This window comes from Shewanella sp. SR1, from assembly GCF_020447145.1.
Lineage (GTDB): Bacteria > Pseudomonadota > Gammaproteobacteria > Enterobacterales > Shewanellaceae > Shewanella > Shewanella baltica.
This window is the reverse complement of sequence record NZ_JAJAEF010000020.1, coordinates 59,672-76,889: the sequence shown is the minus strand read 5'-3', so window position 1 is coordinate 76,889 and position 17,218 is coordinate 59,672. Positions and strand designations below refer to the sequence as shown.

Below are 17,218 nucleotides of genomic sequence, written 5' to 3'. Positions count from 1 at the left end.
TTTGAACTTCACTGCAGGATGACCAGCAACTTCTAGTGATTTGAACTTCACTGCAGGATGACCAGCAACTTCAAGTGATTTGAATTTCACTGCAGGATGACCAGCAACTTCGAATGGTTTGAACTTCACTGCAGGATGACCAGCAACTTCTAGTGATTTGAACTTCACTGCAGGATGACCAGCAACTTCAAGTGATTTGAATTTCACTGCAGGATGACCAGCAACTTCAAGTGATTTGAATTTCACTGCAGGTTGACCAGCAACTTCGAGTGATTTGAATTTGACCGCAGGATGCCCTGTAGTTTCAAGCGAAGTTTGTCCAGAATTGGTAGTCGCTTCAAGTGCTGCAGAATTTGCTACAAAACCAATTGAAGATAATAAAGTAACTGTTACTAGGATTCCTTTAATCATTCTAATTCTCTCTCAGGGTAGTTGATATTGATTTATTATTGACACTGATAGTGCTATTGCACTTGTTGTGCCAATGTTGTAAATCGCAATCAAATTGAGAGTTAAATGATTATGTAATGTTGCTTTTTGTGTTTGGCTTTATCATGTCTTCTTGGAGTAACAGGGTAAATTCGGTCTCTTTTATGGCCTTACTAAAAATATAGCCTTGAATTTCTTCACAGTTGAGTGCTCGTAAAATATTCAATTGTGCTGCTTGTTCTACCCCTTCTCCCACAACAGAAAGCCCCATGTTATGGGCGATAGTGATAATAGAATCGACCATTTTGAGATCGCGATCAGACTTATCAATATCGTCAACAAAAGCTTTATCAATTTTTAAAGTATGAATCGGGAAACGTTTTAAGTATGAAAGGGACGAGTACCCAGTGCCGAAATCATCGAGTGCCAAACTAACGCCCATTTTAGCCAGTTGCTGCATGACAATAATCGCCGTTTCCGGCTGCTTAATGACAGTACCTTCAGTTATTTCTAATTCAAGGTGACAAGCGGGGAGTTTGGTGAGTCTTAAAATTGACTCTATTCGTTGTTGGATATCGGGGAGTGCAAATTGACGTGACGATAAATTGACGGCGACTCTGCCGCTGAATATTCCTTGTTCACGCCATTTCTGCGCTGCGAAACAGGCTTTGCGTAAGACGATTTCACCAATTTCAACAATTAAACCGTTTTCTTCAGCAAGTGGAATAAAATCATTTGGGGGTATCAAGCCATGTACTGGATGATTTAATCTGACTAAAGCCTCCATGCCTGCAATTTTACCGCGCTTAAGATCAACCTTAGGCTGATAATAAACTTCAAATAGATCATCTTTTAAGCCTTCACGTATGAGATTCTCTATTTCTAACTGCCTAATCGCATGTTGATTTAATGACTCTGAATAAAACTGATAGCAATTACCTCCTGCTGACTTTGCATGGTACATAGCAATGTCAGCTTTCCTCAGTAATGCTTGCTCACTTTGCTCATCTTCTGGGTATAGCACTATACCAATACTTAATCCTAGGACTAGTTGTTCATTACTCACTTCAAAAGCGGGTTTTAACCCTTCGATAATACGGTTAGCAATCGCAGCGCTGGCGCTTATATCTGAGCCTTTATCTAATACAATGGCGAATTCATCTCCGCCTAGACGGTAAATACTGGTGTTTTTGGGAAGTAATGACTTAATGCGAGCAGCAACGAGCTTTAATAATGTATCTCCAATCTGGTGACCCAATGAATCATTTATACGTTTAAAATTATCAAGATCAAGTACCATTAACGCATGGGCTATTTCTCGATTCACTAGATTACTTAAGGTCACTTGTAAGTTGGAGCGATTTGGGAGTCCGGTTAAGAGATCATTATTGGTTAGTTTTCTAAGCTCTTCTTCTTGCTGTTTCCGTCTCGAAATATCCGAAAAAACCCCGACATAGTGTGACAATTCGCCTAACTCATCATAGATAGCATCTATAGTGAGCTCCATGTGGAAGTGACTTTTATCTCCTCTTGCGGCTTCGACTTCATTTGCCCAGCGACCTTGTTGCTTCAACATGGTCCTGATTTGGGTGGAGAAGGTTTCAGGATATAAATCAAATGTGAGTACGTTGCCAATAAAATCAGTTCTGTTACGTAATGAAATCTTACAGCAAGCTTCATTAACTTCGACAAAACGGTATTCACTGTCTAGGATAAACATGCCTTCAGAAATATTTTCAATGGCTTTTTCAAAGAGTTTTAGTTGCTCTTCTTTTTGTTTAAATTGACTAATATTTTTAATCGTACCTGTCATACGCAGGGCATTATCTTTGTCATCCCGCTCTACAATTTTGGCGCGGTCTAAGATCCATACCCAATTTTCGTCTTTACCTTTAACTCGGTATGCGGCTTCAAAATGATCTGTTTCACCATAAAAATGCTTATTGAGCGCTTCTCGAACACGTTCTTGATCCATTGGATGTATATTACTCTCTTCATCCGATTTACCCGAGCGATGTCCATCACGCGGAAATTCAAGTGCTCCCCAGATATTTGAGCGGAAAATGTTGCCAGTTTCTATATCCCAGTCCCACATTTCATCACCACTTCCCCATAAGGAAAGTTTTAATCTTTCTTCACTGAGGACAATTTGTCTTTGCGTCTCCCTACGACGTAAAATGGCTTTTACTATCACAAATGAAATGAATATTGTAATTACTACATATATCGATTTTGCTTGAAATGATGACCACCAAGGAGGTGTTATTATGACAGTAAGCTCTTTTGTTGCTGCTTTTTCACCAGAAAGGGAGTTAACGGCATATACTTGAAAATTATATTTACCTGGCGATAGGTTTGTATATGTAGCAGAGTTTGTTCCATTTGCTGATATCCATGTATCGGAAAGGCCATACATTCTGTAGTGGTAGTTGGTAGAGGAGTCGTCTGACATAGGTGATATAAAATTAAATGAAAATGGATAATCTGAATATTTTAAGGTTATTTCATTTTTATTTTGATTTTCTTTGTCAAAGAAGTTGCTTTCTTTTTCTTGCATTATATTAAAGACTAAAAATTCTGATATTTCAGTTCTGTTTATCTTGCTGTTATTAATATAGTTCACTGCATTAATTGGAGATACTAAGCTAACTCCATTTATACCAGCAAGTAAAATATAACCATTAACCTCTATTCCACTCGGCGAGTTATATTCATACTGACTTCCATTTGATGTTTTTAAGGTGTATGACTTCTTGTTTTTCTTTTCATATATAATAACTTCACTCAGTGATGCCGCAGTTAAAAAATCATTACTGTCAACGATGGAGTAAATTTCTTTTTTATTAGAAAATACTTCAGAAGTACTATTGTTTTTTGTATTGTAGAACATTAACGATGTAGATGTTCCAAAATAAATTCCATTATCGCTTTTTACTATGCTGTATGTTATTTCTTCACTTAAGTTTTTTAATAACCCATTTTTATATTCTTTAAGGCCCCCCCCTGACCTGCAACATAAATAATATCTGTCGACTCTAATTCAATATCAAAAATTGGCTCGTTTTTTTTAGTGTCAACACTACTGATTATTTCTCCTTTACTGATAATCAATACTTTTCCATCAGATGTTCCTGCAGCAATTAACGAGTTATCTTCATTGCTAGATAAGGACGAGATTGATTTTTTACTAATCAATTTTACAGTATCTATTGTCTTCAAAAACAATCCATTATTAGTCCTGAAATAGAGCCCGTCATCATTCAATATTGCATATTTATATCCTTTACTTTGTGTGTCGAAACTTTCTATTAAACTAAAGTTGTTGTCAAAAAGATCTATTTTTTCGGATTCGGATGAGACGAGAAATCCCTGAGAGTTCTTTGTAAGATGCCAGGCGTTATCTTTTACTAAATTAGTTTGCTGTACTAGGTTATTAACGTTTCTTATAATAATAACGCCTTGATCAATGCTGCCCAATATAAACATATCTTCTGTTGCAAGAAATGAAGATATTTTATCAGTGCGATCTGAAGATAGAAGTCCTACAATGGCATTTTTAGAAATGTTAACAATGTTTTCGTTAGTGAAGCCATAAATCGTATTTTTATATTTTGTGAGTTGAGAGAATGCTCGTGGATCTATTTTTACTATTTCATTGCCTTCGTATTCATATAATCCATCACTGAATGATATTAGCATTGTCGTGTCATTCTTTTGCTCGAAATCCATTGTTTTTCGAGCTATCTCTTTTAACTCACTCCCGCTTAGTTTAAATAATGTACCTGCATAGTCTCTTATATAATAATCGTCGCCTACTTTTATCGTTTTTTTAATTTCACTTAGGCCTTTCTTTGAAAGTTCATAAGTTTGCTCTTTGTTACTTATATCAATAATTGCTTTGTTGGTTCCAACAATTAAACTCTTATCACTTGAGTTGAGGCTCCAGACTGGGGAGTCATTTACCGATAGGCCATAATGAGAAAATGATTCTTGCAGTTTATCATATACGACTAGACCACTATCGGTTCCAACATATAACACGCCTTGTTCATCAATGAGTAAACTTCTGATAAAAGAACTGGGAAGGCCTGTTCTGGTATCATTAGCATAAAAATGCTTAAAGTTTTTCCCATCAAATCGATTAAGTCCATTAAATGTTCCAATCCATAGATAGCCATCATGGTCCTGGACTATAGACGTAACTGTGCTTTGGGAAAGTCCTTGTGGGACACCAAAAGATTGTGATTGGAGAATAATTGGAGATTTATCAGAAAAGGGAGATGCGTTTACGTCTTCGAATGCATGCAAGCCAAAGAAAGCGAGCAAGACGATTTTAAAGAGTGCTTTAGGCATAGTGTTTGTTCTTATTATCCGAGGATGCCATGAAACAATTGTGTTACATCACTTTTCCAGAAAGTGAGGGCTTTGTCAAAGCGGAGGCGGCTAAAAATCCTTTTAACAGCATGTAGATGCAGCAAAATCGTCCGCAGTAGAAGGGGTAGAACATGGACTAGCCATGTTTTACATTAGTATTACGCCCAACCGTGATAGATACAACTATAGTTGGGGCAATTTGTAGCGGTTTTGTTTGTTTGTCCAACTTTGTGAACAAATGTGTGTGTAAAAGTGTTTTTGTTTAGAAATTAAACTTCTCTGCCGTTTGCTTAAACGTTTTGAGATCTGTGATCATTTTTTCTGACTGCAACGCCGCTTGGGTTCTGTGCTGTTCACCCGTGCTAAATAAGACTAAGCGGTCACTGTGTTTGGTGCGCATTTTACGCATCATGAATTTGAGTAAATCAGTGCGGGTGAGCTTAGTGATTTCGTCTACGACCAGTTCTCTTTGGTTAAATTGATAATCTCTGTTGCCGACACTGACCCAATATCGTTGGCTGCGAGTTTTGAGGTTCGCATCGTGCTCCATGATCTGACTAATAAGACCGACCTTAGTGCTTTCCCATTCTTCGTTGGTGATTTGCATCACGGCATAATTAAAGTCGGCAATAAACTCGTCTATCGCCTCTAATAAATGCAGTGGTCCAGTCGTAGGTGACTGGATATAAAAAATGAGTCCTGGATGGCGATTGAGCGGCAGATAACCTGTGCCTACAATGTAGCCCAACTGTTTCTCGGTGCGCAGTTCATGGAAGAAGGTGGACGACATAGTGTGATTTAGTAAGCTAAACAGTGCCATTTTTTCTGGCGTTGCTACTGCGGATTGGTAATACACAATGATCGCGCTATCTTGATGATCTATCGCAAGTTCTCTAAGTAAGGTGCCTTGGCCCGTTAAATTCACTAACTCTCTGGTGGACTCGGCGCTTGGCGTCGAAACCAAGGATAAAATGTGCTCTAAGCGTTTACCGAGAGCTTGCGCTTCAGAGACTAACCAATCCCCATAAACTAATCCTTCAAGATAGATCTTCTCGTAAAAGGCGCGTACATGGTTATGCAAATCTTCAAGGCTTATGTCTTCGAGCATTTGAGCCATGCGGGCAGGCTCATAACTGCTTTTTTGTAGCGTGACAGTGAGGCTAGTAAACAATTGTGAAATAGGTTTAGCCTGCGCTAGATTCTGCCAACTGCGCAGTAGTTGAGATTTAATTAGGGCAAAACGTTCTTCAGTAAAATTACGCTCTCTGGCTTTGTGGATTAACAAGGCCAAAAGGGTTTCTTGATTACCGGTAAAGCCCGATAAATGCAGGGTTATACCACCTTGATGCGGATAAATATTGTAGCTTAAGCCCGCAACTTCGGCCTGATAGGTTGGTTCAGTCAGATAATCGAGCAGCATTTCAACATACAGGCGGGTGAGGGCGGCATGTTTTGGTGTTTTACTCGCCTGCTCTGAGTCCAGCGACAAATACATGTGGCCTTTGGGCACATTAAACTCATCGTCTTTCTTGTGCCAAATACGGTATCCCGTCGATTCTGCAACGATCACTGGTACCTCGACATCGCTCTTATCTGGTCGAGGAATGGAGTCGGCGACGATAAATGGGTTTGCAGCAGGTAATTGTAATTCAGGGCGAATACTGCTCACTTGCCAACGAGCAAGTGATTGAGGCGCAATAGGGCGCACTTTATAGGGCGTGTGATACCAGTTGGCTTTACGATCCGTTTTAACCGATTGCGCGATAAGCTGCAGCCGCATATTGTGGGGCGTCATTAGCTCGAGTAGGGCTATGGTTTCTGGAATATCCAGCCCATCCATTCGATAGTCACCAAAGACCAAATCTTCGACTTCATAATGATGCATATTGATGCTGAGATGACTGGCTAAATCGAGTGATTTAACTTGCTCTTGGTAGCGAAATGCCATTTTGAGCAGGTTTGCGCGCTCTAAATAACGCCATTCATCTAAACCTTGGGTTTTGATGAGCTCAATATACTCAAAACAGCAGCCGATAATCTCATCAAGATTCGCCAGTCCCTTATCGGTTAACTGTAAACCGATACTGTAATCTTTGAAGTTATAACCATTTACGCCGCCGCCCGCGGACAAGTTATTCACCAGTCCCTGCTCTTTAAGATAGGACAAAAGGCTGCCATGGCTCTCATTGCCTAAAATATGGCTGATATAAGTCAAAGGCTTACGTTTGTAGTAGTGGTCAATACCAGGAAAATTAAAGCTGATGCTTAAGCGTTTTTGCTCCTTAAGCGGCACGATATCAATTTGGGTTAACAGCTCATTTTCTGAAAACAGCGGCACTTGAGGATAGTTTTTCACTAAGTTCAAGTTTTGGATCCCGCTAAAATAATGGCAGGCTAAATCTTCTAATTCGTCGAGGGAAAGCGGCGCGACTAAGCATAGGGTCATTAAGTTGGCGCTGTAGTGGCTTTGATAGAAATCGAGTAATTCGCTACGTACCTGTGCTTGCTCTCCGCCTAAGGTGACTAAGTTACCGACTGAAAATTTTGAGAAAGGATGCAGTGGATTAACTGTCTCTTTGAGCACTTGATAGGTACGGCGAATATCGTCTTTCAGTTTTAAACTAAATTCAGATTCAATAGCTTGGCGTTCTCTGTCGACCAGTTCTAAGTCAAATTTAGGTGCAATAAAAAATTGGCTGAATCTGTCTAAGGAGTCGGCAAACACGTCTTCATTGATGGTGAAAAAGAAGTTGGTGTGCTCTGTGCCCGTCCAAGCGTTATTGCTGCCGCCATGTTGGTTGATAAAGGCGTGGTACTCGCCTGAGTCGGGAAATTTTTCGGTACCAAGAAAGAGCATATGCTCTAAAAAGTGCGCCATGCCGGGTCTATCTGCGGGATCATCAAAATGACCCACGCCTACAGCCATAGATGCGGCCGCTTGGCTGGCATCTTGATCTTCAACCAATAACACCCTAAGCGCGTTATCTAACACAAGATAACGATACTGACGGTGATCGTTTGGACTTTTATAAATGGACTGAGAGGCTTGCAAAGAGACACTCCGATAACGATAGCTTGTTATATATTGATAGTCTTAATGGTTTTTAGCAAATATCTCTTGTGTTTATCGACTAAAGATTAAGTCTTACAAGGTTTGTTGAAATGGATTTTAGGGCTACAATTGGGATAAAACAAAAACAAGTTTGAGTCGCGAGAGAAGTATGCAGCTATTTTTGATGAGACATGGTGACGCCGGATTTAATGCTCAGTCTGATAGAGACAGAACACTGACCGATGTTGGAAGGCACCATACTGTGTTGATGAGCAACTGGTTGGCTCGCAGTGTGACTGATTTCGATCTTGTTTTGGTGAGTCCTTACTTACGTGCACAGCAAACTTGGCAGGAGCTGAGTCAGCATTTTCCTGAGCCGCGTAAGTGGTTAGTCGCTGATGATCTTGTTCCTTCTGGCGATCCCGCCAATGTAGCCGCGTTAGTTGTAGCCTACGCTGAGTTATACAAGGCGGATAAAGTGCTAGTGATTGCTCACATGCCGTTATTGGGCTATTTAGTCAGTGAGTTAATTGCTGGCGTTGAGCCGCCGTTATTTGCCACTTCGGGCATTACGCTCATTGATAAACATGCCGAGCAAGCTTCAATCGTGTGGCAGCACGCGCCCCACAGCATTAGCTAGTCTTGATTTATATCCCTTTTACAAACGAAACGTAGGAAACTCGCAAAATCACTAAATCACTAAATCACTAAATCGCCAAATCGGAAACGTTAATCTCTGAAGTCGATAGCAAGTTAACGTCTATGCGGCTGCTCACCAATATCAATCAGCACCAATAACGCCGCATCGCCGCCCCATTCTTTAGGGGCCTGATGGAAAGCCTTCACCATAGGATGCTGCACTAACCACATGGGAACTTGTTGTTTCAATATACCACTGCCGTAACCATGCATAATGCAGCAACACAGGCTTTGCTGTTTAACGCAGGCTTGGATCAGTGCCGCTAGCTCAAGTTTGGCTTCCGATTGGCGATAGCCGTGCAAATCCAGCAGCAAATCTGGCTGGTAATCTCCACGTCGCAGGCGTTTGAGTTCTAGGCTATCAACACCTTCCTCCAACCAACGCATCGGCCCTTGTACTGGCAGTAGTGGCTGATAAGTATCTGAGAAATAACTGTTAGCATGCAGTTGCTGCTCTTTCAGTTCTATTTCCTGTTTGGTTTTTAAGGGCGTGCGAAAGTGTCGCTTATTTTGCGTGATGGGTTTAATACCATCGATAAGCGCTGAGAACATCGCCAAGCCTTCTTTGTCGTCGTCTTTATTCATGGCGGGTATTCTATTGAATCCTATGGTTTCTGAATAGAGTTCAGTTACAATGTTCGCGAACAAACTAGCGGGAGCACGTTTTGGATAAGATCTTTGTAGATGAAGCTGTGACAGAATTACGCACTATTGGCGATATGTTACGTTGGGCCGTGAGCCGTTTTAACGACGCCAATGTGTATTATGGTCATGGTACTGATAACGCGTGGGATGAAGCCATCGCCTTAGTTTTCCATGCTTTACACTTACCCGAAGAAATCGGCCAGCAAGTGATTTTAAGCAACTTGACCAGCAGTGAAAAGCATAAAATTGTCGAGTTGATTATTCGCCGTGTCAGAGAGCGCCTACCTGTGCCTTACCTGACCAACAAAGCGCGTTTTGCCGGACTTGAATTTTACGTCGATGAGCGTGTGTTAGTGCCACGTTCACCGATTGCCGAAATGATCGCCAATCGTTTTAGCCCTTGGTTATATGGCAAACCAGTAACGCGTATTTTAGATTTATGTACTGGCAGCGCTTGTATCGCAATTGCCTGTGCCTACGAATTTGAAGATGCCGAAGTTGACGCGCTTGATATCAGTGAAGATGCCTTAGATGTGGCGCAAATCAATATCGAAACCTTAGGCGTGATGGACCGAGTATTCCCGATGCAATCGGATTTGTTCTCGGCAATCCCTGAAGGTCCTCAGTATGATTTGATTGTCTCAAACCCACCTTATGTGGATGCTGAAGACATTGGCGACATGCCAGATGAATATCACCATGAGCCAGCTATCGGTTTAGCCTCAGGTCGCGACGGGTTAGATTTAACCAAACGCATACTGGCCAATGCCGCACAATACCTCACGTCAACGGGGTTACTCGTAGTTGAAGTCGGTAATTCTATGGTGCATTTGATTGAGCAATTCCCAGAAGTGCCATTCACTTGGATTAACTTTGAAAATGGCGGCGATGGCGTATTTGTATTGACCCGCGATCAACTGGTCGAAAATCAGTCAGTGTTCGGCATTTATCGCGACGCAGAATAACCTAAGATAGCAAATTAGGTTGAGACTTTTCCCGCTGCCAGTTAGGCTTGCAGCGGGAAAATAAATTGTCCAGTGGTCGCTGGACACGGAGCGATGAACAAATAACCTAAGGTGTACAAAGCGGATGTCTGGAAACAGTATTGGTCAAAATTTTGTAGTGACGACGTTTGGTGAGAGTCACGGTGTTGCACTGGGTTGCATTATTGATGGTTGCCCACCAGGGCTTGAATTAACCGAAGCCGATATGCAGCATGATCTTGACCGCCGTCGCCCAGGGACATCCCGATATACTACGGCCCGCCGTGAGCCAGACGAAGTGCGGATTTTATCCGGCGTTTTCGAAGGTAAAACCACGGGTACCTCAATTGGACTCTTGATCGAAAATACCGATCAACGCAGTCAAGATTACTCAAATATCAAAGATTTATTCCGCCCTGGACACGCCGATTATACCTACCAGCAAAAGTACGGTATGCGTGACTACCGTGGTGGTGGCCGCTCGTCTGCCCGTGAAACCGCGATGCGCGTTGCGGCGGGTGCGGTGGCTAAAAAGTATTTGAAGCAAGTTCACGGTATCGAGATCTATGGGTTTATGTCACAGCTGGGTCCTATTTGTGCGCAGACTATTGATCTTGACCAAATTGAGCAAAATGCCTTTTTCTTCCCCGATGCCAGCAAGCTTGAAGCGCTTGATGAATACATGCGTGAGCTGAAAAAATCCGGTGACTCCATTGGCGCGAAAATCTCGGTTATCGCGACAGGCGTGCCAGTAGGTTTAGGTGAGCCAGTATTTGATAGACTCGATGCCGATATTGCCCACGCGCTAATGGGCATCAATGCCGTTAAAGGTGTTGAGATTGGTGATGGTTTTGGCGTAGTGACTCAAAAGGGCTCCGAAGGTCGTGACTTAATGTCACCTCAGGGCTTTGAATCCAACCATGCGGGTGGTGTGCTCGGTGGAATTTCATCGGGCCAGCCGATCATTGCCCATATTGCCTTAAAACCCACATCAAGCATTAGTGTGCCGGGCCAAAGTATGACGGCGCAGGGTGAAATGGCCGAAGTCGTCACTAAAGGTCGTCACGATCCCTGTGTTGGGATCCGCGCTGTACCGATTGCCGAAGCTATGCTTGCTATTGTGTTGATGGATCATTTGTTAAGACACAGAGCGCAAAATCAGGATGTACGCAGTCACACGCCCGTGCTTGGTATGCGATAGGCGCATGAAATAGGGGTATGAGATAGGCGCATGTGATAGATGGTATGCGATAACGATACAACAAGTGGCATGAGATAAAGGGAATGCGTTAATGTCAACTTCTTCCAGCACAAGCCGGCAATTACGCTGGCTTTGTGCCTGCTATTTTTTCTTCTTTTCTATTCTTGGTACTATGGTCCCTTATCTTGGGGTCTTCTTCGAAAATCGCGGTTTTAATCCTCAAGAAATTGGCTTTTTACTCGCCATCCTGATGGCGACGCGTATCGTTGCCCCGAATGTGTGGGCCAAAGTGGCTGACCGAACGGGGATGCGTGCCGAGCTGATAAAAATGGGCGCGGGAGCCGCCGCACTGGCGTATTTGAGTTTCTTCTACCATGGCGGTTTTGTGTATATGGCGCTGAGTCTGGCCCTCTATACTTTCTTTTGGAATGCGATCCTTGCCCAGCTTGAAGTGATCACCTTAGAAACCTTAGGCGAGAATGCCAGCCGCTACGGTCAAATTCGCAGTTGGGGCAGTGTCGGGTATATCTGTCTGGTTGTCGGTGCGGGCTTTGCGATTGGTCAGTGGGGCACTGAAGTGCTGCCTTATATTGGTTTCTCATTATTTATTGGTATGTTAGCCAGTGCGTTGCCATTACCAGCAAATCGCTTAGTGCGTGACACCAGTCAAGTGCGGCCGCCATTACAATGGAATCGGGCAATTATTTGGTTCTTACTCTCGGCGATGTTGCTGCAAATGAGCGCAGGGCCTTTCTACGGCTTCTTCGTCTTATATTTAAAACAAGCGGGTTACTCAGAATCTTCAGCGGGGATATTTGTCGCCCTTGGCGCCATGGCCGAAATCGTAATGTTTATGTTCGCGCCGCGTTTACTGGGTCGCTATGGCGTTAACACTCTATTGATAGTCAGTATCGGTATGACTTGCTTGCGTTGGCTGTTGGTTGCCTTCGGAGTGGACAGCGTATTGTGGCTTGGTTTTAGTCAGTTATTGCATGCCTTTACCTTTGGTTTAACACACGCGGCATCGATTCAATTTGTGCACAGGCATTTCGATGCGAGTCACCGAAGCCAAGGTCAAGCCCTATACGCCAGCTTAAGTTTTGGAGTGGGCGGCGCGCTCGGCACTTGGATTTGCGGCTATATTTGGGGCGATGGTAGCGGGGCGGTTTGGTCTTGGGTATTTGCAGCCGGATGCGCCTTTGCCGCTATGCTGGCGGTATTCTTTATTCCTAGGGATAAACCTAGCGTTGCCGCCCATGCGGCCTAGCAATGTCAATCTAGCAATATCAATCACGATTTAAAGCATCTATTAAGATACTAAAATATAAAGATAAAAATACCAAGATTGCGTTAAGTGAGGTAAAAGGTGATTCGGTTTCGTTTAGGATTAGTGATCAATCCATTGGCTGGCTTAGGTGGCAGTGTTGGCCTTAAGGGTAGCGATGGCGTTGCCGAAGAGGCGCTTGCATTAGGCGCCGAACCGAAAGCCGCTTTGCGTATGATGCAGGCACTTGAGGTTATCCGTGATTATGCTGATGACATCGAGGTTATTACCGCTTCGGGCATCATGGGTGAAGATGCGGCTAAGTCACTGGGTTTTACCACGCGAGTGGTGTATCAAACCCCAGATAAAACTCAGGCACTGGATTCGCAGGCCGTTGTGCGTGCGCTGCTGGATGAACCACTGGATTTACTGCTCTTTGCCGGTGGTGACGGCACGGCCCGCGACGTTTATTCCGTGTTTGAACAAGCCACTATCGATGACAAATTACCCGTACTTGGCGTGCCCGCTGGCGTGAAAATTCATTCCGGCGTTTACGGTATTACGCCCCATGCCTCTGGCATGGTGGTCAAAATGTTGCTCGATGGCGAACTCGTTAGTTTGATGTCCGCCGATGTGATGGATATCGACGAAGTTGCCTTTCGCCAAGGCACAGTGCGTGCAAAACGATTTGGCGAGCTTTTAGTGCCCGCCGAGCCGCGTTATGTGCAAGCGGTGAAGATGGGCGGCAAGGAAGTCGATGAACTCGTGCTGGCCGATATCGCCGCCGATGTGATCAATCAAATGGAAGATGAGCTGTATATCATGGGCTCTGGCAGTACGGTTGCCTTTGTGATGGAAGAGTTAGCTCTGGACAATACCCTGCTCGGTGTTGATCTCATTCAAGATAAAAACCTTGTTGGCAGTGACTTAACCGCGAATGAATTACTTGAACTGACCCAAGATAAGCCGACTAAGTTGGTGATTACTTTAATTGGCGGCCAAGGCCATATCTTAGGGCGCGGCAATCAACAGTTGTCGCCTGAGCTCATTCGGCGCATCGGAAAAGACAATATTATTATCCTCGCCACAAAAACTAAGCTAAAAGCACTTGATGGACGACCACTAATTGTGGATAGTGGCGACCCTAAATTAGATAGCGAGCTTGGCGGCTATTACAAAGTGACGACGGGCTACCATGATTACGTCATGTATCAGGTGGCCAATCCAGATTTATTGGTCGCTGCAGATGTGTCGGCCAATCCAGTATTAATGGAGAGTTAGACCCAATGTTAGAGCATTACGAAGACGCATTAGAACAGTGGATCGCCAGTGTAGTCAGCCATGGTGATGACGATGCTTTGTTTGCCTGTGGCTATTTACAGGGCCATGTCGCCGTTGTGTTATCACAACTTGAAGCGCAGGGTGCAACCGACCTCGATGCCCTTATGTTGAAAATGACCGACTGCTTAGCACTCGCGCGCCAAGAATTAAATGATGCCGATTATGCCTTGGTTGAACAGGCATGGGCACAGCTGCATGCAAGGATTGTAGGCGAATTTGATGTTGCCTAGCGTTATGCCTATGACTGACAACGAGCAAGTGACTAATACTGCAGTGACTAGTACCGAAGTAACTAGTGCAGAAATGACGAGTGCTGAATTAGCCAGTGAGCAAACGCTCGATGACAGCGCAGTATTTATCGGCTTAGTTAATCCTAAAACGCCCGTTAACGTCGGCGGCATTATGCGCGCATCGGGTTGTTATGGTGTCGATGGGGTATTTTATACCGGCAGGCGCTACGAGTTAGCCGCGCGCTCGGGTGCTGTGCAATACCATGTCGATACTAAGGATGCTGGAGAGCGCATTCCACTCACGGGCGTCACTTCATTACTCGCCTCTATTCCGGCGGACACTAAGCTCATCTGCGTGGATTTGGTAGTTGGCGCGACGCCGCTGCCGGATTTTGTCCATCCCGCGAAAGCCTTTTATGTGTTTGGTCCTGAAGATGGCACCATTGGCCAAGAGATTATCGATAAAGCCGATGCGGTAGTGTATGTGCCTACGGTCGGTTGTATGAATCTTGCTGCGTCGGTCAATGTGTTGTTATACGACAGATTGGCGAAATCTCACCGTGAGGCTGCAAGCCTAGCATCGAACATAAGCGGTGATGAGCTGATCCGCCAGAGTCGCGATAACAACAATCGTACTCGGGTAAAAGTGCCCAGAGCGCCGCGAAAACCTCGACATGTTGGAGCTAGCAGTCTTGAGTCTAGCAGCCTTGAACCTAGCAGCAGTGATAACACGATAGTCATTACAGCCGCTTAAGTGGTTTACAGAAAACATTTAAAAAAGGGATTAAGCAGAGACTTAGTCCCTTTTTTATAGCGCTCAAAAACGTTATTTTTCTAGCGATTGATTACCTAGAGCGCTTTACCCTTGAGCAATTTTCGCAGCCACATGCGATTGGGGTTGAGTTTACACAGGGTTTCTTTATCGAGCGGTATTGGTTCGCCGCAAAGCTGCGCCGCGAGACATTCGGCGGCCAGTGGCCCAGAACTGAGTCCCCGTGAGCCTAACCCACCAAGAATATACAGTCCTTGATGCACCGGCGCTGGCGTGGTTTGCCAGTAGTGGCGACTTTCTTTAGTCAGTTGATGTTGCTCATAATCCTCAAGAATTTTCGCCACATCGGGCGCGCAGCCCATCATAGGGAAATGATCCCGTGTCACCATACGCACTCCGACGCGGGCATTGTTGCCATTCATGTTGATATCTTCAAGCCAGCTTTGGTTCGGGTAACTCTCATGCATTTTCATGAGGTTTTCTTGTTGTTCCTGCGGGCAAAAGTCTAAATGCTCGGGTTCTTTAACGTAACTCGCGCCAAGGCAGTGGAGTCCTTGGTGACTTGGCGTTAAATAACCGTTTGCGCACAGCACAGTTGCGAGCTGACTCAATTGAAATTGAGCGGGCACATGGCTGACTTGGCCGCGAAAGGGGCTAATTTGTAATTTGTTGCTGGCATCAAATTGTGTCAATTCTGCGCCATTGGCGAGTACAAGTTGCGCGAAGGGCCCGAAACGTTCCTTTTCAGTTAACAAAACCCAGCCATCGCTTTGGCGTTCAATGGCAAGGATGTCGGTATTGAGCGAGACGCTAACATCGGCCAGTTGCATCGCTTTTTGTATCGCAGCTTCTGCATATTCAAATGGGCAAACCCAGCCACCTAAGGGATAAAAAAAGCCTGGCTTATCGAGATTGATTTTGGCAATTGCATTGGCTTGCTCAGCATCGACGGCGTAGGCGATTTCACTTGGCCAAGGTTGGCCTTGAATGATTTTATCGAGTCGTAATTGGCTGCGTTCATCGTGGGCGGTTTGCAATACGCCGCAAAAATCATGGGAAATCGGCGTCTGATTGTCAGCGGGGGCGGATGTCAGCGCCTGCACTCGACGTCGGCTAAATAAAAATGCTTGTTGGAAAAAGCGGCTTAATTCGTCATTTTCTGGGGTCAGCAGCGGATAAATGGCTCCTTGGCGATTGCCCGATGCGCCTTGGCCTAGCTTGGCATCTTTACAAAATACCTGTGCACCTTGGCCGCGCTCAGCCAAAGACAGCGCCAAATGCGCCGAGGCTAAGCCGCCGCCTATAATGGCAATCGAGCTTTGCGCCGCCGAGGATAAGATTGCAGCCATAGGATTAAAAGCATAGGCTTTAACGTCTTGCTGACGTAGGACTTGGCGCTCGTGAAGCAGTACGGCGTCAGGCTGGTGATTAATCAATGTGACTGGCTGATGGATACCCAGAGCTTTGGTACCAAGTTCATTGATATCGCTCACAGTAAAGCCACAGGCTTGGAAACGGTTGACTGTTGTTTCGCTTAATTCGCTTAATCCAATCGTGGCAATGGTCGCGCTATCGTCACTGAGTTTTGCCATCTGCCAGTGGCTTTGCTGATTTAGCGTCTGTAGCAGATGGGGCAATACCAGCCAGTGCTGAACAGGATGCTCTGGCGAATAGTTGAGTGAACTGAGCTGGGTTTGAATATCACCAAAGTGCAGGTCGATAGTGGTACGACCGTCATCAAAAATTAATCTCTGACAACCTATAATGGCCGCTGGCTCAGCATGAAGTAAGGTTTGAGCAAGTTGGCAGAGGTTTGGTTGATACTTCTGTACTAACTTTTGCGCTCGCTTTGCCACTAACTTGGATTCAAGATGTTGTTCGAATGTGGGCTCAGTAACAAGAAAGAGTGATTGATCCCAAAGCAATTTAAGTTCGTAAGCATTAATCGGATTGGGTTCGAACACTTTTAAGAGTAAACGTTGGTTAAGGTTAGAATGAGTGCGCCACCAAGATAAGAGTTCAAGCCCGTTACCTAAACCAATTTGGCCTAATATTAAGAGTTTTTGCTGTGAATGAGCCTCAAATACCCGCTGCTGATAAATGCTCAACTTGCTGAGATAGTGTGCATCAGTGTGAGCTGTTGCGGGATAAAGGTTGATTAATTGCTGGTAATCACGCTTAATTTGGCAAGGTTTATTGGGCTCTGCAGTCAAAGAAATTTACTCTCG

11 protein-coding genes and 1 pseudogene are annotated in these 17,218 nt (G+C 44.4%); 7 read left to right on the top strand and 5 right to left on the bottom strand.

Annotation, left to right across the window (positions count from 1 at the left end):
- The 3 genes and pseudogenes from KV201_RS17070 to KV201_RS17055 form a co-directional block, all read right to left on the bottom strand.
- The coding region (locus KV201_RS17070) for a hypothetical protein (protein ID WP_226060006.1) at window positions 1–411 on the bottom strand (411 nt) is incomplete at its 3' end.
- Window positions 412–520: 109 nt separating this feature from the next.
- Window positions 521–4,782, bottom strand: a pseudogene (locus KV201_RS17065) (EAL domain-containing protein).
- A gap of 283 nt (window positions 4,783–5,065) precedes the next feature.
- A complete protein-coding gene (locus tag KV201_RS17055; RefSeq protein ID WP_226060003.1) occupies window positions 5,066–7,855 on the bottom strand; it encodes an insulinase family protein in 2,790 nt (929 codons plus the stop codon).
- Window positions 7,856–8,024: 169 nt separating this feature from the next.
- Here KV201_RS17055 and sixA point away from each other — a divergent pair, with 169 nt between their 5' ends.
- Window positions 8,025–8,495 (top strand): phosphohistidine phosphatase SixA, encoded by a 471-nt coding sequence (sixA, locus tag KV201_RS17050; protein ID WP_226060002.1) that lies wholly within the window; start codon window positions 8,025–8,027, stop codon window positions 8,493–8,495.
- A gap of 113 nt (window positions 8,496–8,608) precedes the next feature.
- Here sixA and smrB read toward each other — a convergent pair whose 3' ends face one another.
- Window positions 8,609–9,139: an endonuclease SmrB gene (smrB, locus tag KV201_RS17045; RefSeq protein ID WP_006082235.1), complete on the bottom strand. Its 531-nt coding sequence runs from the start codon at window positions 9,137–9,139 to the stop codon at window positions 8,609–8,611.
- Between the two features lie 80 nt (window positions 9,140–9,219).
- On the opposite strand from smrB, the gene prmB reads away from it, so the two are divergent.
- The 6 genes from prmB to KV201_RS17015 all read left to right on the top strand — a co-directional run bounded on the left by prmB (window position 9,220) and on the right by KV201_RS17015 (window position 14,972).
- Window positions 9,220–10,164 carry a 50S ribosomal protein L3 N(5)-glutamine methyltransferase gene (gene prmB / locus KV201_RS17040; RefSeq protein WP_107404252.1) on the top strand — a complete coding sequence of 315 codons (945 nt, stop codon included), beginning with the start codon at window positions 9,220–9,222 and terminating at the stop codon, window positions 10,162–10,164.
- Between the two features lie 124 nt (window positions 10,165–10,288).
- Window positions 10,289–11,383 (top strand): chorismate synthase, encoded by a 1,095-nt coding sequence (gene aroC / locus KV201_RS17035; RefSeq protein WP_006082233.1) that lies wholly within the window; start codon window positions 10,289–10,291, stop codon window positions 11,381–11,383.
- 91 nt (window positions 11,384–11,474) lie between these two features.
- Window positions 11,475–12,650, top strand: coding sequence for an MFS transporter (locus KV201_RS17030; RefSeq protein ID WP_212601770.1), 1,176 nt, complete (start codon window positions 11,475–11,477; stop codon window positions 12,648–12,650).
- A gap of 99 nt (window positions 12,651–12,749) precedes the next feature.
- Window positions 12,750–13,928, top strand: coding sequence for an ATP-NAD kinase family protein (locus tag KV201_RS17025; RefSeq protein ID WP_226060001.1), 1,179 nt, complete (start codon window positions 12,750–12,752; stop codon window positions 13,926–13,928).
- Between the two features lie 5 nt (window positions 13,929–13,933).
- Complete coding sequence (locus KV201_RS17020) at window positions 13,934–14,218, top strand: YfcL family protein (RefSeq protein WP_006082230.1); 285 nt, start codon at window positions 13,934–13,936, stop codon at window positions 14,216–14,218.
- Window positions 14,208–14,972 carry an RNA methyltransferase gene (locus KV201_RS17015; protein ID WP_226060000.1) on the top strand — a complete coding sequence of 255 codons (765 nt, stop codon included), beginning with the start codon at window positions 14,208–14,210 and terminating at the stop codon, window positions 14,970–14,972. Before KV201_RS17020 ends, KV201_RS17015 begins: the two co-directional genes overlap by 11 nt.
- Before the next feature lie 95 nt (window positions 14,973–15,067).
- Here the strand turns inward: KV201_RS17015 and mnmC are convergent, their stop codons facing one another.
- Window positions 15,068–17,203 (bottom strand): FAD-dependent 5-carboxymethylaminomethyl-2-thiouridine(34) oxidoreductase MnmC, encoded by a 2,136-nt coding sequence (gene mnmC, locus KV201_RS17010; protein WP_226059999.1) that lies wholly within the window; start codon window positions 17,201–17,203, stop codon window positions 15,068–15,070.
- Window positions 17,204–17,218 lie beyond the last annotated feature (15 nt).

What these genes read in the sequence shown, in the direction of transcription:
- KV201_RS17020 (WP_006082230.1), top strand. Translation starts at nt 13,934, where the DNA reads ATGTTAGAGCATTACGAAGACGCATTAGAACAGTGGATCGCCAGTGTA.
- KV201_RS17030 (WP_212601770.1), top strand. Translation starts at nt 11,475, where the DNA reads ATGTCAACTTCTTCCAGCACAAGCCGGCAATTACGCTGGCTTTGTGCC.
- KV201_RS17015 (WP_226060000.1), top strand. Translation starts at nt 14,208, where the DNA reads ATGTTGCCTAGCGTTATGCCTATGACTGACAACGAGCAAGTGACTAAT.
- smrB (WP_006082235.1), bottom strand. Translation starts at nt 9,139, where the DNA reads ATGAATAAAGACGACGACAAAGAAGGCTTGGCGATGTTCTCAGCGCTT.
- aroC (WP_006082233.1), top strand. Translation starts at nt 10,289, where the DNA reads ATGTCTGGAAACAGTATTGGTCAAAATTTTGTAGTGACGACGTTTGGT.
- sixA (WP_226060002.1), top strand. Translation starts at nt 8,025, where the DNA reads ATGCAGCTATTTTTGATGAGACATGGTGACGCCGGATTTAATGCTCAG.